This is a genomic window from Ruegeria sp. H3, from assembly GCF_056533095.1.
This window is the reverse complement of sequence record NZ_JBQFOD010000009.1, coordinates 131,830-152,826: the sequence shown is the minus strand read 5'-3', so window position 1 is coordinate 152,826 and position 20,997 is coordinate 131,830. Positions and strand designations below refer to the sequence as shown.

General features: G+C 57.5%; 22 protein-coding genes. 15 read left to right on the top strand and 7 right to left on the bottom strand.

Going from position 1 to position 20,997, the window contains the following annotated elements:
* Window positions 1-28 precede the first annotated feature (28 nt).
* The 13 genes from trpS to ACR0JE_RS12470 all read left to right on the top strand — a co-directional run bounded on the left by trpS (window position 29) and on the right by ACR0JE_RS12470 (window position 11,520).
* Window positions 29-1,057 (top strand): tryptophan--tRNA ligase, encoded by a 1,029-nt coding sequence (gene trpS, locus ACR0JE_RS12530; protein WP_480864374.1) that lies wholly within the window; start codon window positions 29-31, stop codon window positions 1,055-1,057.
* 58 nt (window positions 1,058-1,115) lie between these two features.
* Entirely contained in the window at window positions 1,116-1,979 is an 864-nt protein-coding gene (locus ACR0JE_RS12525) for a branched-chain amino acid aminotransferase (protein WP_480864373.1), read from the top strand.
* A gap of 76 nt (window positions 1,980-2,055) precedes the next feature.
* Entirely contained in the window at window positions 2,056-2,511 is a 456-nt protein-coding gene (locus ACR0JE_RS12520) for a universal stress protein (protein ID WP_170535882.1), read from the top strand.
* A 1-nt stretch (window position 2,512) separates the two neighbouring features.
* Window positions 2,513-3,106, top strand: a complete 594-nt coding sequence (locus ACR0JE_RS12515) for a DsbA family protein (protein WP_480864372.1) — start codon at window positions 2,513-2,515, stop codon at window positions 3,104-3,106.
* Window positions 3,107-3,175: 69 nt separating this feature from the next.
* A complete protein-coding gene (locus ACR0JE_RS12510; RefSeq protein ID WP_170535878.1) occupies window positions 3,176-3,739 on the top strand; it encodes a NifU family protein in 564 nt (187 codons plus the stop codon).
* Window positions 3,729-4,319: a tRNA (adenosine(37)-N6)-threonylcarbamoyltransferase complex dimerization subunit type 1 TsaB gene (gene tsaB, locus ACR0JE_RS12505; protein ID WP_480864371.1), complete on the top strand. Its 591-nt coding sequence runs from the start codon at window positions 3,729-3,731 to the stop codon at window positions 4,317-4,319. Before ACR0JE_RS12510 ends, tsaB begins: the two co-directional genes overlap by 11 nt.
* The gene (locus tag ACR0JE_RS12500) at window positions 4,316-4,735 is read left to right on the top strand and encodes a GNAT family N-acetyltransferase (RefSeq protein ID WP_480864370.1); all 420 of its coding nucleotides are present in this window, start codon (window positions 4,316-4,318) and stop codon (window positions 4,733-4,735) included. The genes tsaB and ACR0JE_RS12500 overlap by 4 nt, the downstream gene beginning before the upstream one ends.
* Before the next feature lie 152 nt (window positions 4,736-4,887).
* Window positions 4,888-5,886: a BMP family lipoprotein gene (locus ACR0JE_RS12495; RefSeq protein ID WP_480864369.1), complete on the top strand. Its 999-nt coding sequence runs from the start codon at window positions 4,888-4,890 to the stop codon at window positions 5,884-5,886.
* Between the two features lie 91 nt (window positions 5,887-5,977).
* Complete coding sequence (locus ACR0JE_RS12490; RefSeq protein WP_480864368.1) at window positions 5,978-7,507, top strand: ABC transporter ATP-binding protein; 1,530 nt, start codon at window positions 5,978-5,980, stop codon at window positions 7,505-7,507.
* Between the two features lie 3 nt (window positions 7,508-7,510).
* Window positions 7,511-8,605, top strand: coding sequence for an ABC transporter permease (locus ACR0JE_RS12485; protein ID WP_480864367.1), 1,095 nt, complete (start codon window positions 7,511-7,513; stop codon window positions 8,603-8,605).
* Window positions 8,605-9,573 carry an ABC transporter permease gene (locus tag ACR0JE_RS12480; protein ID WP_170535868.1) on the top strand — a complete coding sequence of 323 codons (969 nt, stop codon included), beginning with the start codon at window positions 8,605-8,607 and terminating at the stop codon, window positions 9,571-9,573. The genes ACR0JE_RS12485 and ACR0JE_RS12480 overlap by 1 nt, the downstream gene beginning before the upstream one ends.
* Window positions 9,574-9,829: 256 nt before the next feature.
* The gene (locus tag ACR0JE_RS12475; RefSeq protein ID WP_170535866.1) at window positions 9,830-10,750 is read left to right on the top strand and encodes a sulfite exporter TauE/SafE family protein; all 921 of its coding nucleotides are present in this window, start codon (window positions 9,830-9,832) and stop codon (window positions 10,748-10,750) included.
* A gap of 2 nt (window positions 10,751-10,752) precedes the next feature.
* On the top strand, window positions 10,753-11,520 hold the full coding sequence (locus tag ACR0JE_RS12470; RefSeq protein ID WP_480864400.1) for a TIGR02186 family protein: 768 nt from the start codon (window positions 10,753-10,755) through the stop codon (window positions 11,518-11,520).
* 5 nt (window positions 11,521-11,525) lie between these two features.
* On the opposite strand, the gene ACR0JE_RS12465 is transcribed toward ACR0JE_RS12470, so the two are convergent.
* The 7 genes from ACR0JE_RS12465 to ACR0JE_RS12435 all read right to left on the bottom strand — a co-directional run bounded on the left by ACR0JE_RS12465 (window position 11,526) and on the right by ACR0JE_RS12435 (window position 18,438).
* Window positions 11,526-12,254: an SDR family oxidoreductase gene (locus ACR0JE_RS12465; protein WP_480827926.1), complete on the bottom strand. Its 729-nt coding sequence runs from the start codon at window positions 12,252-12,254 to the stop codon at window positions 11,526-11,528.
* Complete coding sequence (locus tag ACR0JE_RS12460) at window positions 12,251-13,783, bottom strand: ATP-dependent DNA helicase (protein ID WP_480864366.1); 1,533 nt, start codon at window positions 13,781-13,783, stop codon at window positions 12,251-12,253. The genes ACR0JE_RS12465 and ACR0JE_RS12460 overlap by 4 nt, the downstream gene beginning before the upstream one ends.
* A gap of 61 nt (window positions 13,784-13,844) precedes the next feature.
* Complete coding sequence (locus tag ACR0JE_RS12455; protein WP_480864365.1) at window positions 13,845-14,483, bottom strand: acyl-homoserine-lactone synthase; 639 nt, start codon at window positions 14,481-14,483, stop codon at window positions 13,845-13,847.
* An 82-nt stretch (window positions 14,484-14,565) separates the two neighbouring features.
* The gene (locus ACR0JE_RS12450; protein ID WP_480548565.1) at window positions 14,566-15,285 is read right to left on the bottom strand and encodes a helix-turn-helix transcriptional regulator; all 720 of its coding nucleotides are present in this window, start codon (window positions 15,283-15,285) and stop codon (window positions 14,566-14,568) included.
* Window positions 15,224-15,442 (bottom strand): hypothetical protein, encoded by a 219-nt coding sequence (locus tag ACR0JE_RS12445; RefSeq protein ID WP_170535599.1) that lies wholly within the window; start codon window positions 15,440-15,442, stop codon window positions 15,224-15,226. Before ACR0JE_RS12445 ends, ACR0JE_RS12450 begins: the two co-directional genes overlap by 62 nt.
* Before the next feature lie 207 nt (window positions 15,443-15,649).
* Window positions 15,650-16,936, bottom strand: a complete 1,287-nt coding sequence (gene ccrA / locus ACR0JE_RS12440; RefSeq protein WP_480548563.1) for a crotonyl-CoA carboxylase/reductase — start codon at window positions 16,934-16,936, stop codon at window positions 15,650-15,652.
* A gap of 113 nt (window positions 16,937-17,049) precedes the next feature.
* Window positions 17,050-18,438, bottom strand: coding sequence for a 1-acyl-sn-glycerol-3-phosphate acyltransferase (locus ACR0JE_RS12435; protein ID WP_480864364.1), 1,389 nt, complete (start codon window positions 18,436-18,438; stop codon window positions 17,050-17,052).
* A gap of 144 nt (window positions 18,439-18,582) precedes the next feature.
* Here ACR0JE_RS12435 and ACR0JE_RS12430 point away from each other — a divergent pair, with 144 nt between their 5' ends.
* Window positions 18,583-20,550 (top strand): methylmalonyl-CoA mutase family protein, encoded by a 1,968-nt coding sequence (locus ACR0JE_RS12430; protein WP_480864363.1) that lies wholly within the window; start codon window positions 18,583-18,585, stop codon window positions 20,548-20,550.
* 122 nt (window positions 20,551-20,672) lie between these two features.
* On the top strand, window positions 20,673-20,990 hold the full coding sequence (locus ACR0JE_RS12425) for an H-NS histone family protein (protein ID WP_480864362.1): 318 nt from the start codon (window positions 20,673-20,675) through the stop codon (window positions 20,988-20,990).
* Window positions 20,991-20,997: the final 7 nt, after the last annotated feature.

Here is a 20,997-nt window from a genome sequence, read left to right as displayed (position 1 = left end):
TGATTTTTCCAGACGGGAGTTCCTTTCGATGACCCAGACCCAATTCACGCCGCGCGTGTTTTCCGGCATCCAGCCTTCGGGCGGGCTGACCTTGGGCAACTATCTGGGCGCGCTGAAGCGCTTTGTGGATATGCAGGGGCCAGAGTTCGAAACCATCTATTGCATGGTCGACCTGCACGCGATCACCACATGGCAGGACCCCGCAGTGCTATCGCACAATACCCGCGAGCTATGCGCCGGGTTCATCGCGGCTGGCATTGATCCGGAACAATCGATCCTGTTCAACCAAAGCCAGGTGCCGGAACACGCGCAGCTTGGTTGGGTCTTCAACTGCGTCGCCCGGATGGGGTGGATGCAACGCATGACTCAGTGGAAAGACAAGGCGGGCAAGAACACGCAAAACGCCTCGCTGGGTTTGTTTGCGTATCCGTCGCTGATGGCGGCTGACATTCTAATCTACCACGCGACGCACGTGCCCGTGGGGGACGATCAGAAACAGCATCTGGAGCTAACGCGCGACATTGCAATCAAGTTCAACAATGATTTCGGCGTGGATTTCTTTCCGATCACCGAGCCGGTAATCGAAGGGGCAGCCACACGTGTCATGAGCTTGCGGGACGGGTCCAAGAAGATGTCCAAATCCGACCCGTCAGATATGAGCCGCATCAACATGACGGACGATGCTGACACCATTGCGAAGAAAATCCGCAAGGCCAAAACAGACCCGGACGCTCTGCCATCGGAAGCTGACGGTCTGGACGACCGGCCCGAGGCACGTAATCTGGTCAATATCTACGCGGCCCTTTCGGATCAAAGCGTGGAACAGGTGCTTTCAGACGTGGGCGGCAAGCAATTCGGAGACTTCAAACCGATGCTGGCCGATCTTGCGGTCGAAAAGCTCTCGCCCATCTCGTCCGAGATGGCTCGATTGATGAATGATCAGTCCGAGATCGACCGCATCCTGGCCCGTGGTGCCGAACGCGCGAGAGAGATCACCGTGCCGATCCTAAGACAGACCTACGAGATCGTGGGAATGGTCGGCGCGTCGACGCGCTGATTGCACTGGACCTTCGCCTGACGCCCTCCTAGGTTTGCCCAAAGATTGGGAGGGCGTCATGGCAACGGGCAAAAACATCCGCACCTATTTCGAAGGGCAGTGGCATGATGGGGACGCGCCTATCATGCGCGCGGCAGATCACGGTGCATGGCTGGGATCCTCTGTCTTTGACGGGGCGCGCTATTTCAACGGCATGGCGCCAGACCTGCTGGCCCATTGCGCACGCGTCAACCGATCCGCCAAAGCGCTGATGCTGACCCCGACTGTAACTCCTGAGCGCATGGTAGAATTGGTGCGTGAGGGGCTGCAAACCTACGCCCCGGATAGCGCTGTTTACATCCGCCCTATGTATTGGGGCATTGATGGCGATCACACCGCAATCGTGCCGCAGGAAAACAGCACAGGATTTGCCATCTGTCTGGAAGAAATCCCGATGGCGCCCGAAACGGCCTCTGTCACGCTGACAACTACTCAGTTTCGGCGACCGGTTCTGGAGTCTGCCGTGGTGAACGCCAAGGCCGGGTGTCTGTATCCCAACAATGCCCGTATGTTGGCCGAGGCGAAGGCCAAAGGGTTCTCAAACGCGCTTGTCGCAGATGCAATGGGCAATGTTGCCGAGACTGCAACCGCCAATATCTTCATGGCTAAAGATGGAGAGGTGTTCACCCCGATCCCGAACGGCACGTTTCTCGCCGGGATCACCCGCGCGCGTCATATCGCGAATTTACGCGCGGATGGTGTCACGATCCACGAAACCATCCTGAGCTTTGATGATTTCCACGCAGCGGATGAGGTGTTCATGTCCGGGAACATGAACAAAGTGACGCCCGTGACTGCTCTGGACGATACGCAATATCAGATTGGCCCTATTGCCCGGCGCGCCCGCACGCTTTACTGGGATTGGGCTGCAAGCGAAGGCTAGTCAATCACCTGGGATTTGCCCGAGTTGCCAGCACGCATTTGGTCGGGCATGATCCCCGAAATGAATGAGGACCCCCATGCGCAAGTTTCTGGTCGTATTGGATGATAGCCGCGAATGCCTGAACGCGATGCGCTTTGCCGCCATGCGCGCCTCGCACACCGGTGGCGGTGTCACGATCCTGTCGGTGATCCCGCCGGATGAGTTTAACCATTGGATCGGCGTGGCCGAAGTGATGCGGGAAGAAGCACGCGAGCGTATCCATGCGCATTATGAGGTGTTCGCCAAATGGATGCGCGACAAACAGGGCGTCGATCCTGAACTTGCGATCCGCGAGGGCGATCCCGTGCCTCAGATCATCGAACATGTCCAATCAGACCCTGAGATCGGGGTGCTGGTTCTGGGCGCAGGAACCGACAAGAAAGGCCCCGGCCCCCTGATCACCCAGTTGACCAAAAGCTCGGGCAGCTTGCCGATCCCGATCACGATCGTACCCGGTGATCTAAGCAAGGAAAAACTTGAGGAAATCACCTGATATGGTGGCACGGGTCGAATTCTGGTTCGAATTCGCCTCAACTTATTCCTATCTCAGCGCCATGCGTATCGAACAGGCTGCCTCTGATCGCGGCGTAGTGGTCGACTGGCAGCCCTTTCTCCTGGGGCCAATCTTTGCGGAACAGGGGTGGACCACATCGCCGTTCAACCTCTACCCCGCCAAGGGCGCATATATGTGGCGTGATATGGAAAGGTTATGCTCCGCACGGGGCCTGCCATTTCAGAAACCGGACCCTTTTCCCCAGAATGGCCTGCGCGCGGCGCGGCTGGTTTTGGCAATCGACGACCCCGCTGATAAGGCCCGGTTTGTACGTGCGGTCTACAATGCTGAATTTGGAGATGGGCGCGATATCTCGAGCGAAGCGACGCTTTTGGCCTGCTTGGACAAGGCCGGGTTATCGCCAGGTTTGCTGCACCGAACTGGTGAACCGGACATCAAATCCGCCTTGTTCCAGCAGGCTGAAGGCGCCGAGGAAAAGGGCATCTTTGGAGCCCCGAGTTTTTGCGTTAGTGACGAACTGTTCTGGGGTGACGACAGATTGGACGAGGCGTTGGACTACGCAACTCAGATTTAGAACCGTTCCAAATCTTGACTTCCAAGAGCGCCACGCGCATATCAGAGGCATCTCAGATGGAGCTGCCCCATGTTCATTCAGACCGAATCCACCCCAAACCCGGCTACGTTGAAGTTTTTGCCCGGCCAGACGGTTCTGGAAGCGGGAACAGCGGATTTCCCAACTGCTGAAGCGGGTGAGAAATCCCCCTTGGCCAAGCGTATCTTTGGTGTCAGCGGTGTGACTGGCGTGTTTTTTGGCAATGACTTCGTCACGGTCACCAAATCTGACTCTGTAGAATGGGATCACATCAAACCCGCCATCCTTGGCGCGGTGATGGAGCATTTTCAGTCCGGCCAACCGGTCATGGGTGCTGACGCGACGGCGGCCTCGGGCCACGCGGAACATACCGGTGAAGACTCGGAAATCGTGGATCAGATCAAGGACCTGCTGGACAGCCGCGTCCGGCCTGCGGTTGCACAGGATGGGGGTGACATAACATTCCACGGTTTTGACCGGGGCGTGGTTTATCTGCATATGCAGGGCGCCTGTGCGGGCTGCCCGTCTTCGACCCTGACCCTTAAAATGGGCATCGAAAACCTGCTACGCCACTATATCCCTGAAGTGACCGAGGTTCGCCCGGTTGCCGTCTGACCCAACAATATTGGCATTTGACACATCGGCCGCGCATTGCGCGGCCGCTTTGCTGCGGGATGGGCAAATCATTGTGTCAACCGCCGAGGCCATGTCGCGCGGGCAGGCCGAACGGCTGATGCCTTTGCTGGAAGAGGTTTTGGAGCAAGCTGGCTGTATCTGGGCCGATCTTGACGCAATTGGCGTCGGTGTCGGACCGGGGAATTTCACCGGCATTCGAATCTCGGTCTCGGCAGCGCGGGGGCTGGCATTGGGGCTAGGTGTTCCGGCCGTCGGGGTTTCAGGCTTCGATGCCTTGGCCGAAATCGCACCGAACGGTCAGATCCCGGCCATTCAGGCGCAGCGCGAACAGATCTATCTGCAGCAAGACGACAGCCCTGCGCAACTGATGCCCAAAGTCGAGGCATGCACGCTTGGACAGCTGTTCTTTTGCTCCGATCCGGCAGCGCAGGCACAGGCAATTGCCACAGTTGCTGCGCGTCGCTGGAAAGACGTCTCAGACCCACCTGCCCCGCTGTATGTCCGGGCTGCTGATGCCGCGCCATCCAGCGACCAACCTCCGGTGCTACTGGACGAATGACTCCACACGAGATGGCCCAAACACATGCGGCTGCATTCACACAATCCCGCCCGTGGACAGCGGCAGAGTTTGCCGACTTGCTGGCAAACCCGTTTACGCACTGCGTTGGATCAAGTGATTCTTTCGCCCTGTTTCAGGTCATCGCGGATGAAGCGGAACTGCTGACCATTGCGACTCACCCCGCGTATCAGCGGCGGGGTCTTGGCCAGCAATGCATGGCGGACTGGCATTCTAAGGCCAAAACGCTTGGGGCAAAACGCGCCTTTTTGGACGTGGCCGCCGACAACCTACCTGCAATTGCGCTGTATGAACGGTGCGGATACCGAGCTTGTGGACAGCGAAAGGGCTACTATGCCCGAAAATCCGGCAAAAACTGCGATGCAATCGTCATGGAACACCTGCTGCATCTAAACTAAGACAAGAATTTTGGACCAACTGGTCAAAAACCACTTGACCCTGCCGGTTGCAAACACCCTTAATTCCCGTCATCACAACGGTTATGCTCGCTCTGAGTGGGTAAACGGGGCTATCTTGGTTCCGGACCGACAAAAACCAACGGGAGTAAAAAATGACCCTGATGAAATCTTTGATGGGTGCCGCTGCGGCGGTCGCACTGACAGCTGGCACTGCTCTGGCCGAGCCCGCGCTGATCTTTGACCTGGGCGGTAAGTTCGACAAATCGTTCAACGAGGCGGCCCACAATGGCGCCACACGCTGGGCCGAGGAAACCGGCGGTACATACCGCGAGATCGAATTGCAATCTGAAGCCCAGCGCGAACAGGCACTGCGCCGCTTTGCCGAAGCGGGCGCGAACCCGATCATCACCATGGGCTTTGCCATGGCCGATCCGCTGTCGGCCGTTGCCGGTGACTATCCGGACACCAAATTTGTCGCCGTCGACGTCACTTGGCTGGATGCACCAAACATCCGTCAGATCGGATTTGCCGAGCACGAAGGCTCCTACCTGGTTGGCATGATGGCCGCGATGGCGTCGGAATCCGGCACCGTTGGCTTTATCGGCGGTATGGATATCCCGCTGATCCGCCACTTTGGCTGCGGCTATGCGCAAGGCGCCAAAGCTGTGAACCCAGATATCGAAGTTGTTGCCAACATGACCGGTACAACCCCGGCCGCCTGGAACGACCCGGTTAAAGGGTCCGAGCTGACCAAGGCGCAGATCAGCCAGGGCGCTGACGTGATCTATGCAGCCGCAGGCGGCACCGGTGTCGGCGTTCTGCAAACCGCAGCCGACGAAGGCATCCTGTCGATCGGCGTGGACAGCAACCAGAACCACCTACACCCGGGCAAAGTTCTGACATCGATGCTGAAACGCGTGGATGTGGCCGTCTACGACGCGATGAAAGCGGGCGAAGGACTTGAGACCGGCGTATTCGCCATGGGTCTGGCCGAAGAAGGCGTGGGCGTCGCGATGGACGACAACAATGCCTCGCTGGTCTCAGATGACATGAAAGGCGCGGTCGACAAAGCGCGTCAGGACATCATCGACGGCAATGTGACCGTTGTCAGCTACTACGAGAACGACAGCTGCCCAGCACTGCAGTTCTGATCTTTCGCGGGACGGAGGCTTGGCCTTCCGTCCCGTTTCCTCTCTGCCGCCATGTACAATGGCGGCCCTTTCGGCAACCCAAGGACAAGACATGACCGTCCCCGCCATTGAGCTCAAAGGGATTTCCAAAGCCTTTGGGCCGGTTCAAGCCAATAAAGACATTTCCATCAGCGTCGCCCCCGGCACGATCCACGGGATCATCGGTGAAAACGGTGCGGGCAAATCCACGCTGATGAGCATTCTCTACGGCTTTTACAAAGCCGATAAAGGTGAGATTTGGATCAACGGCACCAAGACCGAGATACCGGATAGCCAGGCGGCTATCGCCTCGGGCATCGGCATGGTGTTTCAGCATTTCAAGCTGGTTGAAAACTTCACCGTTCTGGAAAATATCGTTCTGGGTGCCGAAGACGGCGGGCTATTGGCCCCGTCGCTGGCCAAGGCCCGCAAAGAACTGAAAGCGCTGGAAGAAGAATACGAGCTGTTCGTCGACCCCGACAAACGCATTGACGAGATCGGCGTCGGGATGCAGCAGCGGGTCGAGATTCTGAAAGCGCTTTATCGCAAAGCCGAGATCCTGATTCTGGACGAACCAACCGGCGTTCTAACCCCCTCTGAGGCGGATCAGCTCTTCCGCATTCTGGATCGGCTGCGGACCGAAGGAAAAACGATCATCGTGATCACGCATAAACTGCGTGAAATCATGGAAAACACCGATACCGTGTCGGTCATGCGACGCGGTGAGATGACGGCGACCGTAAAAACGGCTGAGACCAGCCCCGAAGAACTGGCCGAACTGATGGTGGGCCGCAAGGTACTGCTGCAAGTCGACAAAGTACCCGCCCAGCCGGGCAAGCCCATACTGGAAATTGAGAATCTGCAAGTGTTCGACAGCACGGGCGTTGAGCGGGTCAAAGGCATCGACCTAACCGTTCGCGCGGGAGAGATCGTCGGCATCGCAGGGGTTGCGGGCAACGGTCAGTCAGAACTGTTGGAAGTTCTGGGTGGCATGCGCCCCGGTCAAGGCTCGATCAAGCTGAACGGCACCCCTCTGGCACTCAGCGGTGCCGGATCGGATGGTCAGGCACGACGCGCGCAGCACATCGCCCATGTGCCCGAAGACCGCCAGCGCGAAGGGCTGGTGATGGACTTCCACGCGTGGGAGAATGTTGCCTTTGGCTATCACCGCGATCGCGCCTATCAGCGCGGTCTGTTCATGGACAACGCCGCCTTGCGCGCCGATACTGAAGCCAAGATCGCCAAGTTTGACGTGCGCCCGCCCGACCCGTGGCTGGCCGCCAAAAGTTTTTCTGGTGGCAATCAACAGAAAATCGTCGTTGCGCGCGAAATCGAGCGGAATCCTGATCTGCTGCTGGTCGGACAACCGACACGCGGCGTGGATATTGGCGCAATCGAGTTCATTCACAAACAAATCGTCGCCCTGCGCGATCAGGGCAAAGCGATCCTGCTGGTCTCGGTCGAGCTGGAAGAGATCTTCTCGCTGTCCGACCGGATCGCCGTGATGTTCGACGGGCATATCATGGGTGAGCGTTTGCCTGCCGAGACCGATGAAAAAGAACTGGGCCTGCTGATGGCCGGTGTTGCGGAAGAGGCCGCTTAAAGCATGGAAAAGATGCCTAAATGGGCCGATGTCGTGCTGATCCCGGTGATCAGCTTGCTGTTGGCCACGATCCTATCGGCGCTGGTCATTCTGGCCATTGGTGAGAACCCGGTTGAAGCCGTGAACCTGATGGTTACGGGCGCGCTGGGGTCGACCTATGGCTGGGGCTATACACTCTACTACGCAACCAACTTCATGTTCACCGGGCTGGCCGTGGCCGTGGCCTTTCATGCGCGGCTGTTCAACATTGGCGGCGAAGGACAGGCGATGCTGGGCGGTCTTGGCGTAGCCATGGTATGTCTGTACATTCCCTGGCCGCATTGGAGTATTGCGCTGGCCGCCGCATCGCTTGGGGCCGCCTTGTTCGGTGCGGCATGGGCCGCAATCCCTGCCTATCTTCAGGCCAAGCGCGGCAGCCATATCGTGATCACCACGATCATGTTCAACTTTATCGCTGCTGCCTTTCTGAACTACATGCTGGTCAATGTGATGCGTCCGCAGGGCTCGCAGGACCCGGCTACAGCGCGGTTCCCCGAGGCCGTACATCTGCCGACGTTCCAATCCATGTTCTCGACCGCTGAGAACGTGATGTTCCGAGGCGCCCCGGCAAATATCTCATTCTTCGTTGCGATCTTGGCTTGTGTCGTGGTGTGGGCCCTGATCTGGCGCACGCGCCTTGGGTACGAAATCCGGTCCTACGGCAAAACCGAAACCGGGGCCGTCTATGCCGGGATTTCGCCGGTACGGATCACCATCATTGCCATGCTGATCTCGGGCGGGCTGGCCGGCATGATGGCCATCAACAACGTTATGGGTGAGGCCGAGCGTCTAGTACTGAACTCGACCGAAGGCGCCGGATTCATTGGTATCGCCGTGGCACTCATGGGCCGTTCGCATCCGTTTGGCGTGTTCCTTGCCGCGCTCCTGTTTGGCTTCCTGTATCAGGGTGGGGCCGAGCTGGCCCTTTGGACCTCGATCCCGCGCGAACTGATCGTCGTCATTCAGGCGCTGGTTATCCTGCTCACAGGAGCGCTGGACAATATGGTGCGCATGCCGCTTGAAAAGCTGTTCCTGGGTCTGCGGAAGGGGGCGGAGTGATGGAGTTCTTTATCACCCTCATTCAGGTCCTCGATTCGACCATTCGCCTTGCGACACCCTTGCTGCTGGCCTGTCTGGCCGGGCTTTATTCGGAAAGAGCTGGCATCTTCGACATCGGGCTTGAGGGCAAGATGCTGATGTCTGCCTTCTTCTCGGCAGCCGTTGCAGCGGTGACTGGATCAGTCTGGCTGGGCCTTTTGGCGGGTATCGGTGCGTCGCTTATCTTGTCAGCCTTGCACGGCGTGGCGTCGATTACCTTCCGTGGCAATCAACTGATCTCGGGCGTGGCGATCAACTTTCTGGCCTCGGGGCTTACCGTTCTGATTGCCCAAAGCTGGTTTCAGCAAGGCGGTCGCACCCCGTCCCTGTTTGGCGGAGGCCGTTTTGAACCGATCGAGTTCCCCTTTGCAGAGGCGCTAAGCAACGTTCCGGTCATCGGTCCGATCTACTCGGAACTTCTGTCCGGACATTCGATACTGGTCTACGTCGCCTTCCTAATGGTGCCTCTCACATGGTGGATCCTCTATCGCACCCGATTTGGCCTGCGCCTGCGAGCGGTGGGTGAAAACCCGGCGGCGGTCGACACCGCAGGCGTTTCGGTCGTTGGCTTGCGGTTTGCGGCCGTTGCGATCTGCGGCATTCTATGCGGGATTGCCGGAGCCTATCTTGCCACAGCCTTGCAGGCGGGTTTTGTCAAGGAAATGACAGCCGGTCGCGGGTTCATCGCTTTGGCAGCTCTGATCTTTGCAAAATGGCGCCCGTGGCATGCGATGTGGGCGTGCCTTTTGTTCGGCCTGCTGCAAGCCATCGCCCTGCGGTTCCAGAACATCGATCTGGGCGGGGTCGTGATCCCGGTTCAGGTGATGGACGCCCTGCCTTACATCCTGACTGTGGTGATCCTGGCCGGGTTTGTCGGCAAGGCCGTTCCCCCACGTGCAGGCGGCGAACCCTATGTGAAGGAACGCTGATAGGTCCAGTTTGGAACAAATTTGGGTCCTGTTCGCTGCAAAGCGGCATGCGGAGTTGATTTTGCATGCCGCAACCGCTCTAAGAGGGTATGAACCTCTGGTCTCGGATAGAATTCACAGCTCGGCGGCCTTGGCACGCTGTTGACGTTGGGCTTGTGACTGTTCAGAACTCGGGTCGAATCCAGTTACCAACCCGTTCCCGCCGCGACAGCATTGCATCGTTGCGCAATAGTTTCCGGCGCGCCTAGAAGAAACCATGCAAATATACCTTCCCATTGCCGAAGTCTCTGTAAATGCCTTTCTTCTACTAGGGCTGGGGGGGATGGTCGGCATCCTGTCCGGTATGTTTGGCGTTGGCGGGGGGTTCCTGATGACCCCACTGCTGTTCTTTATCGGCATTCCCCCGGCAGTCGCTGTTGCAACCGAAGCCAACCAGATCGTCGCGTCTTCGTTCTCGGGCGTGCTTGCGCATCTTCGACGAAAAACCGTAGATTTGAAGATGGGCACGGTGCTTCTGGTAGGTGGCCTTATCGGGGCCGCCGTGGGTGTGGTGATCTTCAACTATCTCAAAAGCCTGGGTCAGGTCGATCTGTTGGTCACCCTCTGCTACGTCGTCTTTCTGGGCGTCATCGGCAGTCTGATGTTTGTCGAAAGCCTGCGCGCTCTGCGACGGGTGAAGAAAGGTACAGGCGGACCCGCCAAGCGACGCCAACGTGGCTGGGTACATTCACTGCCTCTGAAGATGCGCTTTCGCACCTCTGGCCTCTATATCTCGGTCATCCCGCCGGTTGTCGTCGGGCTGTGTGTTGGTATCTTGTCCGCCATCATGGGTGTGGGCGGAGGCTTTATCATGGTTCCCGCCATGATTTATCTGCTGGGCATGCCGACGAAAGTTGTGGTCGGAACATCATTGTTCCAGATCATTTTCGTCACCGCCTTCACAACCATGCTTCATGCCACGACCAACTATACGGTCGACATTGTACTGGCCGTTCTGTTGCTGGTGGGCGGCGTGATCGGTGCGCAGATCGGTACCGTGATCGGAGCCCGCATGCCTGCCGAACAGCTGCGCGTTCTTCTGGCGGCTTTGGTCCTTGTGGTCTGTGGCAAGCTGGCGCTTGATCTGCTTCTGGAACCGAGCGAGCTATACTCTCTCGGCGCAAGCGGAGGGCATTGATGATGGTCCGCGCGTTCTTTGCCGCCCTATGTCTGATGTGCTTCCCTGCCGCCGCTGCAGAGGAACAGGTTGTTCTTGGGCTCAGTCAGGATCGCGTTGCGATCACCGCGAATTTCGATGGGTCCGAGATTCTGATCTTCGGTGCCATCAAACGCGAGGCCCCGATCCCCGAAGGCCCCCCAGTTGAGGTTATCGTCGCCTTGGCAGGCCCATCAGAGCCGATCACCGTACGCCGCAAGGCGCGCCGGCTTGGGATTTGGGTCAACACCGACAGTGTACTGGTCGACCTTGCACCCAGCTTCTATGCGGTCGCCACCAGCGCACCGTTTGACGATATCATCACCGACACCGAAGACCTGCGCTATCGCATCTCAATCGAGCGGGCCATTCGGTCTGTTGGCGCCGCGATGAACATTCAAGGCGCTCAGGATTTTGCCGAAGCAGTTGTGCGCATTCGGGAAAGCGAAGACCTGTATTCCATCCGTGAAAACACGGTGGCAGTGGACGAGCAAACCCTGTTTCGCACCTCGGTTGCGATGCCTGCAGACCTGACCGAAGGTGACTATGTGGCGCGTATCTTTCTGACAAGAGGCGGCGAGGTCGTGTCGCGCTATGAGACAACGATTGACGTGCGCAAAGTGGGGCTGGAGCGGTTTCTTTATACCATGTCGCGCGAGCAACCGGTGTGGTATGGCCTGATGTCGCTGGTCATCGCAATCGTAGCGGGTTGGGGTGCCTCAACCGCGTTCAGATTGCTGCGCGAAAAGTAAAAAGCCTAACCCCTTCCGATATAGGGCATGGTGGTGGCCATCACTGTCATGAACTGGACATTCGCCTCAGGCGGCAGGTTGGCCATATGCAGGACCGAACGCGCAGCATCCTGAACATCCATCGTCGGGTCGGGTGTTTCACCGCTGGCAATGGCCGCATCAACCAGACCCTGAACCATCTGCGTGCGGGCATTGCCGATATCGATCTGACCGCAGGCAATGCCGAAACTGCGCCCATCCAGAGACAGGCTGCGGGTCAACCCCGTGATCGCGTGTTTCGTGGCCGAGTAGTGCACCGAGTTCGGACGCGGCACATGAGCGGCGATGGACCCGTTGTTGATGATGCGACCACCCTGCGGGGATTGGTTGCGCATACTCCGAAACGCGGCCCGGGCACTCAGAAACATGCCGTTCAGGTTCACATTGATGCTGTGATACCAATCCTCCAGCGCGATTTCATCAATCGTGCCGCCGGGGGCAAAGATGCCCGCATTGTTGAACAGTACATCCAGCCGACCGGTTTGGCCCTCAAACGTCTGAAAAGCGTGATCGACAGCCTTGGGGTCCGTAACATCCGCAACCAGCGGTATCGCATGCGCCTGACCTTCGGCAATTGCGGCCAGTTTGTCAGCACTGCGGGCCAGCAAGCCCACAGTCCAACCTTCGGCCAGAAACAACTCTGCCGTGGCCTGGCCAATGCCTGAACTCGCTCCGGTGACTATGATTGTTTTCATGTCTCTTCCACCTCCAGCGTCAGTGAGGCTGCCGGGATAGCCTTCAGGTCATCAACACGCAAAGGATATGTGGGTTTCGACAACCGGTTTCGCACGACCCAGATCAAGCGCTCCTGCGCGCGTGTGATCGCCACATAGGCCAACCGTTTCCAAAGGGGTTGCCCGGCCTCAGTCCGCCCCATCCGGGCCGCTGCATAGATATCTGGGGCAAAGACCTGCACCGTATCCCATTGTGATCCCTGCGCCTTGTGGATTGTCACTGCGGCACCATGCAGAAACGTTGCACCCATGCGAGCCGCATAGGGGATAAAAGGTTCTTCTTCATCCGGTTGTTCGATCTGCACAATCGAGGCGGCACTGACCTGCGGGTCTTCAGCCCCCATCACATGCAGGCGCGAAAACCCCGGTTTGCGCCCCGGTCCCAGATAGATGACCTGAGCGCCTTTGATCAGGCCGCGCGCCTCAAGGTCCAGCCGCTTTTTGCGATGTTTCAGCGGCAGCTCAATACCGTCACAGATCAGCGGCTCACCTTCCAGCAATTCGGTATCCGGCGCCCCATGTACCTGCCTGAAGGCTTGTATCAGACGAATGCGCGTTGCATTGCGCCAGACCAAAACAGGGCTACGGGCCATCAGGTCGACCTCGACCCGCTGCCCCCACACGACGCGATCGTCACGGCGCGCTGTGTCTTCGACCATCCGCTCGAAATCTTCAAACCCCATGGTCGGATCGGCCAGCGCGTGGGCCAGATCAAGAATCGGATTGTCGGCATCCTGCCGGTGGACCCGGTGCAATTCCAGCTTGCGCGGCTCAGGCAGGGTTTCGAAAACCATACTGCCGGATTGATTGACCGGAGCCAGCTGCGCCGGGTCACCAAACATCAGCAAGGTCGGAAAAATCTCTTTCAGGTCTTCGAACTGACGATCATCCAGCATCGAAGCTTCATCAACAAAGCCAATATCCAGCGGCTCATCCCGGCGTTTCCAGCCGGTGATGAAATCCGACCCTCGCAACCCAGCTGCAGCCAGTGCACCGGGGATCGACTTGTTGTTTTCATAAAAGGCGGCTGCGCGATCCAGCGCTTCGTCGGTCAGGCCTTCAATCTCGGGTCGTTCGCCATTTCCGGCCAGCCATTCCGCGATGCGCTCGTACTCCGGATCATAAACGGGTGTATAGAGGATGCGGTGAATGGTGGTGGCGGGCACACCGCGCAAGCGCAGCACACTGGCAGCCTTGTTGGTCGGGGCCAGAATCGCAAGCGTCCGCTTTTCCCGGGATTTGCGGCTTTCATAGTCGCCCGAGACGATCTGAACACCGCTGTCGGCCAACGCCTTGTAAAGTTCCGCCAGTAGCAGAGTCTTACCCGAACCGGCCTTACCAATCACGGCCATAACGCCAGACTTACCTGCCCCCGGCAGCTTCAGCAAAGCGTCATCTTCCAGGTCCACACCGGCTTGGCGCAGCATCTCGGCGATGCTGTCATAGGCGGCGGCCTGGTCTTCAGAAAAGGTCACGTGCGGCAAAGACATGGCGCGACCCTACAAGGCCGCGCCAGCCATCGCCAGATGCCGAATGGTGTTTTCGCGTTCGTTACGCGGACAAAGCAAACCGATGGTGTTTTCCGGAACCAAACGCCGTTTTGAACCACAGTCTGGACAGCTCTCTTGGAATACCAGCCCGTGCGGCGACACGGTTGCAGTCATCCGCCGAGTAGGGCCACAACCCGACCGAAATCTGATCGCGCCCATTACCTTCGGTTCCCAACACAACCGGTGATGAGCCGATCATCCGGTAGATCCGGATCATGCGGGCATCGAATACACCGGCAATATGGGTCAGGCCGAACCCTTCCATCATCTCGCCACCGCTGAGCATGATGGCTCCGGCGGTATGCGGGCTGGCTGTGCGAGACAGGCAAAACCGCGTGACTTCCCAGATCAGTGGGCTGCAAATCAGTTCCCCCTCGTTCAGATGTCCGAACACTTCGTTGATCATCACCGGCCCGGTGGTTGGAAGCACCCGCATCGAGCCGCCATGGCTGCCATCGGGTTCTTCCCAAATGACATAAAGCGGGTTGAGATCATCGTATTGATCCCGCTCTTCCCCTTTTGCATTGACGTGAACATCCCAACCCAATCGGGTTTTGAACTGATCCGCGCGATCCAGAAACATCCCCTCGGCCAGAGTTGGAAACTTATGCAGCTCGTCGGCATACAGATAACGCAACATGACTTTTCCCCTTGTCGTCCTGTGCAGGAACGAAAGGGGTACAGAGTCGTGGTTAATTATCTGTTCTCAGGGCGTGCGAGGCTTAAACCACTATTAATCCTCGGCTAAGTGCCGTGGCGATCGCATGGGTTGTGTTTTGCGCGCCCAGCTTTGCGCGGGCGCTTTCGATATAAACCCGCAGCGTGTGTTCGGAAATCGATAGGGAATGCGCCACCTGTGCGCGGCTATAACCTAAGGCCAATAGTGTCATCGCGTCGATCTCACGCGGGGACAAGCTGCGTGTCGATTCGGGTTGTCGATCCGTTTCAAACTCCAGTGCCTTGCGGTTGATGAAATGGGCCACCAGAATCAATTCGCGCCCATAAACTGCAATGAAGTTCTGCCAGGTTTTATCGTCACAACTGTGATTGACAGTAAACAGCGCGAACTGCCCATTAGGCCCCCGGATCGGGATCGAATATCCCTGATTGCCAACCCCATGTTCCAGCGCGTCCTGCAAGAACGCCTTTGACACTTTCCCAGACCAGTCCAGAGACTTCCAATCAACTGGATGAAATCGTTGGAAACAGCCCAGAATGACAGGGTCGATGCGGTGATAGTTTTTTTCCCGGTACCGTGCGTCCCAGGCATCAGAATAGGTTGTACAGCCGTATTGATCTCCGGCCCCGTCAACCCAATGGTATGTCAGATGTTCGATCTTCAGATGATCGCGTAATCGAAAGGCAACGACGCTTAGCTCGTCAAGCGTGCTGGTGTTTTCCAAATCCTGCAGGATTTGACTCAAATCGAGTTTTGTTGCCATCCGCCGGCGCCTGTGCCTTATCCTTGATGGACGCGATCTCGGCGGCGGCGATCAGCCGGGTGTCATCCAACTGTTCAGCCAACGCGGTCAACCCATTCGCTACCGCGAACGCGTTGAGGTCCGACAATACGTCCAAAATCCACTCATTCTGCGCCATCAGGGTCTCTCTGAAACAGTTAACGAACAGTTAACACAACCATAACATGTGTGATGTTTTTCAGCCTATTCACTGGTTTCTACTCCCCAAAAGCAGCGAGGGTTGGTTCTGCAACCCCTTGATAGCCTTAAAACTGGTCCGAAAAAGCAAGGCACCCGCGAACCGAGACGGTGATTCGCGGGTGCTGAAAGACGACTTGTGGATGTCTTAACCGCGCGCGTCCAGAACCTCTTCCAACGTGCGCATGCCGGTACGTGGCGCCTGAACAAGGACCGACATGTTACCGGGCTTGTGTTCGTTTCGTAGCATTTTCATATGCGCCTCTGGCAGGTCGTTCCAGGTGAACACCTCGGACATGCAAGGGTCCAGACGACGCTCGACCATCAGCTTGTTCGCGGCCGCCGCCTGTTTCAGATGTGCAAAGTGCGAGCCCTGCAAGCGCTTCTGGTGCATCCACATGTAGCGCACGTCGAAAGTACAGTTGAACCCGGTGGTTCCGGCACAAATCACGACCATACCGCCCTTTTTCACCACGAAGGTCGAGACGGGGAAGGTGCTTTCGCCAGGATGTTCGAACACCATATCGACATTGTTGCCTTTGCCAGTGATGTCCCAGATCGCCTTGCCGAACTTACGGGCCTCTTTGAACCATTGGGCATATTCCGGGGTATTGACCGTGGGCAATTGGCCCCAGCAGTTAAAATCCTTGCGGTTCAGAACGCCCTTGGCACCCAGGCCCATGACAAAGTCACGTTTGCTTTCGTCCGAGATCACGCCGATTGCATTCGCACCTGCGGTATTGATCAACTGGATCGCATACGAGCCCAGACCACCCGATGCGCCCCAAACCAGAACGTTCTGACCGGGTTTCAGATCGTGCGGCTCGTGCCCGAACAGCATCCGATAGGCGGTGGCCAGCGTCAGCGTATAGCATGCAGCTTCTTCCCAAGTCAGATGCTTGGGGCGCGGCATCAGCTGTTGCGCCTGAACACGGGTGAATTGGCTGAACGAGCCGTCAGGCGTTTCATAGCCCCAGATACGCTGGCTGGGCGAGTACATCGGATCGCCGCCGTTGCATTCCTCGTCGTCGCCATCGTCCTGATTGCAGTGGATAACCACCTCGTCTCCGACCTTCCAGCGCTTGACCTTGTCACCCACGGCCCAAACGATACCCGACGCATCCGAACCAGCGATATGATACGGGGCCTTGTGGCCATCAAATGGGCTGATCGGCTGGCCCAGAGCAGCCCAGACGCCGTTGTAATTGACGCCCGCCGCCATCACGAGGACCAGAACCTCGTTGCTGTCCAACTCAGGCACATCGACCACTTCCTGCTGCATCGCGGTATTTGGTTCTCCGTGACGCTCTTTGCGGATAGCCCAGGCGTACATCTGCTTGGGCACAAACCCCATCGGAGGGATTTCCCCCATCTCATAGAGGTCCTTTTCGGGTGCCTCGTACGACGCGATACCGCTTTCGGTGTCCAAAGCCATGCCGGCCTCCTTCTCTCAATACCTTTGCCGCGCCGCAGAATCGCGCGCGTCTCAAAATGTGAATATTGACCGTTAGGTAATATTGCAACCGCTTTTGCGCAAATTTTGTAATTTTATGACCCAGCAGATGCAGAAATTTCTTTCGCATCTGCAGTATTTCCAGAAATCGCACGCGCCGGAACGGATGCCGCGTAGTAGTTTTGAAGGTCGATGCGCTGATCTGACAGGCTGAAGATACCTTCATCATGGCTCAGGAGTCGACGCTCGACCAGTTGATCTAGTGCATTATCCACCGCCTCGCCATTTTCGGACAGTCGATCGTCATCCGCCTTCATCAACCCTGTAATGCGCGCTTTCAAATCTTGCTCGGACAACGGACCATTGTCGCGTAGCAGCGCACAGGCAGCCGGTGCAGGGACCACGGGGATCGCAGCGCCAATACGCTGCATGAGTTCGCGGGCCAGATCTGTCATCAGATCACTCCGACCCTCCTCACTGAAATGTTTCAGCGAAATCGGCTTGCCATATCTTACAGATGCCATGCCAAACCGCTTGTAACGGCCAATCAAGCGGCGCCAGATCTGTTTCAAAATCCAGCGCGTAATCACTCCGATCCGAGCGTGAAATCGCCGTTCAGACCCCAATGCGGCACGGGTCAGGATCGTATCCTCCAAAACCCGGTCGTAATTCAGGGCGACGGGCACAAAGACCACATCCCGGCCTTCGGGCGAAGTTCCATCGATGATATATTTTAACAGGCCCAGCTTTGGCCGCCCCAATGCGCCGGTCAGGCTCAGCCCTCCTTCCGGGAACATGGCTTGCGTTACCCCAGCCTCAGTCGCGTGACGGACATAGCTGGCTAGAACCTGTCGATACAGGTCGCTGCCAGACTTACGACGGATAAAATAAGCCCCCATGGCCCGGATCAAGCGGCTGAGGGGCCAGACCCGCGCCCATTCTCCCACCGCATAAGACAGCGCGGATTGCTGTGCGGCCAGATAGGTGACCAGCACATAATCCATATTGCTGCGATGGTTCATGACAAAGACAACTGTCGCTTCTGGATCAATCCTCTTGATCGCTGCTTCGTCCGTGTAACTAAGCCGAACATCATAGAACGTGTTGCTGAGTAGGCGGGCCAGACGAATGGCGAAGCTGAAATAGATAAAGGTCGAAAAGGATGGTGCAATCTCGCGCGCATAGCGACGCGCCTGTTCAAAGGCCACCGCTTCGGGGAGGCCTTCTTCATGCGCATGCTGTTGAACGGCCTGACCAACCTGTGGATCATAAATCAGCCGCTGGATCATGTCATGCCGCCGCGCGAGTTTAAACGGCTGGATCGGTCTTTGTAGGCGTTTGTTCAAACGCGATACGGCACGTTCCAACCGGCGCCGAAAAAACCAGCGCACCGAGGGGAACAGAAAATGAGAGGCAAAGGTGACCATGGCAAAGACCACGATCAACAGAAAAAGCCACAGCGGAAGCTCCACGGTCTGAGTCATGTCAGCACAGTGCCACTAATTGGAGCGGCTCACAATCTGAACAAACTTGAAATGCCGCAACGCAGCGAATTGACATGGCCTGAAAATTGCGCTTTAGAACCCCAAGACGTAATTTTGTTACCCAACGACATGCGAGGCCCACCGATGACGCAGACGCAGAAAGACCGCCCTTGGCTGATCCGAACCTATGCCGGTCATTCCACCGCCAAAGCCTCGAACGCGCTGTATCGCGGAAACCTTGCCAAAGGTCAGACCGGCCTGTCGGTGGCCTTCGATCTGCCGACGCAGACCGGCTATGACAGTGACCACACGTTGGCACGGGGCGAGGTTGGCAAAGTGGGCGTGCCGATCTGCCATTTGGGTGATATGCGGGTTCTGTTCGACCAGATTCCGTTGGAACAGATGAACACCTCGATGACCATTAACGCCACGGCCCCTTGGTTGCTCGCGCTGTATATCGCGGTGGCCGAGGAGCAGGGCGCGGATGTCTCGAAACTGCAGGGCACAGTTCAGAACGATCTGATCAAGGAATACCTGAGCCGTGGTACATATGTGTGCCCACCCAAACCATCGCTGAAGATGATCGCGGATGTGGCCGAGTATTGCTATACGCACGTGCCCAAATGGAACCCGATGAACGTGTGTTCCTATCACCTGCAAGAGGCCGGTGCGACGCCCGAACAGGAACTGGCTTATGCATTGGCCACTGCCATCGCCGTGCTGGATGAATTGCGTCCGCGCGTCCCGGCCGAGGATTTCCCGGCGCTATGCGGACGGATATCGTTCTTTGTGAACGCCGGTATCCGCTTTATCACCGAGATGTGCAAAATGCGCGCCTTCGTCGATCTTTGGGACGAAATCCTGCAAGACCGCTACGGCGTTGAGAACCCGAAATTCCGCCGCTTCCGCTATGGTGTCCAGGTGAACTCGCTGGGTTTGACCGAGCAGCAGCCGGAAAACAACGTCTATCGCATCCTGATCGAGATGCTGGCCGTAACCCTTTCGAAAAAGGCCCGCGCCCGCGCGGTGCAACTGCCTGCTTGGAACGAGGCGCTTGGCTTGCCGCGCCCATGGGATCAGCAATGGTCGATGCGGATGCAGCAGATTTTGGCCTACGAGACCGACCTGCTGGAATACGGTGATCTGTTTGATGGCAACCCCGCAGTCGACGCCAAAGTCGAAGAACTGAAGAACGGCGCGCGTGCTGAACTGGCGAACCTGGACTCGATGGGCGGTGCCGTCGCCTCAATCGAGTACATGAAATCCCGCCTTGTCGATTCCAACGCCGAACGCCTAAACCGGATCGAGCGCAACGAGACGGTTGTGGTTGGCGTGAACAAGTGGATCGAGGGTGAACCCTCGCCCCTGCAAACCGAAGATGGCGGGATCATGGTTGTTGATCCGGCTGTCGAGCAGGAGCAGATCAACCGCCTGAACGATTGGCGCGCTGAGCGCGACGATACAGCGGTTGCCGCCGCCCTGGCCGCGCTGCGCGAGGCTGCGCAGAACGGTACCAATGTGATGGAACCCTCGATTGCGGCAGCAAAGGCGGGTGCCACCACCGGCGAATGGGCCGAAGAAATGCGCAAGGTCTATGGTACCTATCGTGGTCCGACCGGTGTGTCCGGGTCCGTCTCAAACAAAACCGAAGGTTTGGACGACCTGCGCGCCGCCGTGGACGCTGTCAGCGACAAGCTAGGCCGCCGTCTCAAGTTTCTGGTTGGCAAACCCGGACTGGACGGCCATTCGAACGGGGCTGAACAAATCGCCTTCCGCGCACGGGATTGTGGTATGGATATCAGCTATGAGGGTATCCGCCTGACGCCCGAAGAGATCGTCGCCGCCGCTGCCGAGGACGACGCGCATGTCATCGGCCTGTCTATTCTGTCTGGCAGCCACTTACCCTTGGTCGAAGACGTCCTGTCCCGCCTGCGTCACGCCGGTCTGGATCACATACCAGTCGTTGTGGGCGGTATTATTCCGGATGAAGATGCAGAGAAGCTGAGGGCCATGGGTGTCGCCAAAGTCTATACCCCCAAGAATTTCGAATTGAATTCGATCATGGGGGATATTGTTGAATTGGTGGATCCGAAAAACCTGGCCGCAGAATAACGGACATTTAATCCAATAAATTCCCCGTTTCTATTCCCAATTCTTTGGGGGTAGGGTATCGCGTTGCGTGAATGCGCACGCATCTTTGCGTGAAGCACCGAAATACTGGACGGAGAATACCAATGGGGATCAATCTTGAAGAAATGTCACGGAAAGAGCTGTTGTCTTTGCGCGACAATGTCGAAAAAGCGCTGATAAACGCCGAGAAACGTGAACGCAAAGAAGCGCTGAAAGCGGCAGAAAAAGCCGCGGCCGAGTTTGGCTTCTCGCTTTCTGAATTGTCCGATGATGCGCCTCGTTCGGCAAAAGGCACCAAGGCAAAAGCAAAATATCGCAACCCGGCCGATCCGGCGCAAACCTGGACAGGTCGCGGCCGGAAACCGCAATGGATTCATGATGCGCTGAAATCTGGCGCAGATATTTCCGATCTGGAAATCTAAGCAAGAT

What these genes read in the sequence shown, in the direction of transcription:
- trpS (WP_480864374.1), top strand. Translation starts at nt 29, where the DNA reads ATGACCCAGACCCAATTCACGCCGCGCGTGTTTTCCGGCATCCAGCCT.
- ACR0JE_RS12525 (WP_480864373.1), top strand. Translation starts at nt 1,116, where the DNA reads ATGGCAACGGGCAAAAACATCCGCACCTATTTCGAAGGGCAGTGGCAT.
- ACR0JE_RS12520 (WP_170535882.1), top strand. Translation starts at nt 2,056, where the DNA reads ATGCGCAAGTTTCTGGTCGTATTGGATGATAGCCGCGAATGCCTGAAC.
- ACR0JE_RS12515 (WP_480864372.1), top strand. Translation starts at nt 2,513, where the DNA reads ATGGTGGCACGGGTCGAATTCTGGTTCGAATTCGCCTCAACTTATTCC.
- ACR0JE_RS12510 (WP_170535878.1), top strand. Translation starts at nt 3,176, where the DNA reads ATGTTCATTCAGACCGAATCCACCCCAAACCCGGCTACGTTGAAGTTT.
- ACR0JE_RS12500 (WP_480864370.1), top strand. Translation starts at nt 4,316, where the DNA reads ATGACTCCACACGAGATGGCCCAAACACATGCGGCTGCATTCACACAA.
- ACR0JE_RS12495 (WP_480864369.1), top strand. Translation starts at nt 4,888, where the DNA reads ATGACCCTGATGAAATCTTTGATGGGTGCCGCTGCGGCGGTCGCACTG.
- ACR0JE_RS12490 (WP_480864368.1), top strand. Translation starts at nt 5,978, where the DNA reads ATGACCGTCCCCGCCATTGAGCTCAAAGGGATTTCCAAAGCCTTTGGG.
- ACR0JE_RS12485 (WP_480864367.1), top strand. Translation starts at nt 7,511, where the DNA reads ATGGAAAAGATGCCTAAATGGGCCGATGTCGTGCTGATCCCGGTGATC.
- ACR0JE_RS12480 (WP_170535868.1), top strand. Translation starts at nt 8,605, where the DNA reads ATGGAGTTCTTTATCACCCTCATTCAGGTCCTCGATTCGACCATTCGC.
- ACR0JE_RS12475 (WP_170535866.1), top strand. Translation starts at nt 9,830, where the DNA reads ATGCAAATATACCTTCCCATTGCCGAAGTCTCTGTAAATGCCTTTCTT.
- ACR0JE_RS12470 (WP_480864400.1), top strand. Translation starts at nt 10,753, where the DNA reads ATGGTCCGCGCGTTCTTTGCCGCCCTATGTCTGATGTGCTTCCCTGCC.
- ACR0JE_RS12465 (WP_480827926.1), bottom strand. Translation starts at nt 12,254, where the DNA reads ATGAAAACAATCATAGTCACCGGAGCGAGTTCAGGCATTGGCCAGGCC.
- ACR0JE_RS12460 (WP_480864366.1), bottom strand. Translation starts at nt 13,783, where the DNA reads ATGTCTTTGCCGCACGTGACCTTTTCTGAAGACCAGGCCGCCGCCTAT.
- ACR0JE_RS12455 (WP_480864365.1), bottom strand. Translation starts at nt 14,483, where the DNA reads ATGTTGCGTTATCTGTATGCCGACGAGCTGCATAAGTTTCCAACTCTG.
- ACR0JE_RS12450 (WP_480548565.1), bottom strand. Translation starts at nt 15,285, where the DNA reads ATGGCAACAAAACTCGATTTGAGTCAAATCCTGCAGGATTTGGAAAAC.
- ACR0JE_RS12445 (WP_170535599.1), bottom strand. Translation starts at nt 15,442, where the DNA reads ATGGCGCAGAATGAGTGGATTTTGGACGTATTGTCGGACCTCAACGCG.
- ccrA (WP_480548563.1), bottom strand. Translation starts at nt 16,936, where the DNA reads ATGGCTTTGGACACCGAAAGCGGTATCGCGTCGTACGAGGCACCCGAA.
- ACR0JE_RS12435 (WP_480864364.1), bottom strand. Translation starts at nt 18,438, where the DNA reads ATGACTCAGACCGTGGAGCTTCCGCTGTGGCTTTTTCTGTTGATCGTG.
- ACR0JE_RS12430 (WP_480864363.1), top strand. Translation starts at nt 18,583, where the DNA reads ATGACGCAGACGCAGAAAGACCGCCCTTGGCTGATCCGAACCTATGCC.
- ACR0JE_RS12425 (WP_480864362.1), top strand. Translation starts at nt 20,673, where the DNA reads ATGGGGATCAATCTTGAAGAAATGTCACGGAAAGAGCTGTTGTCTTTG.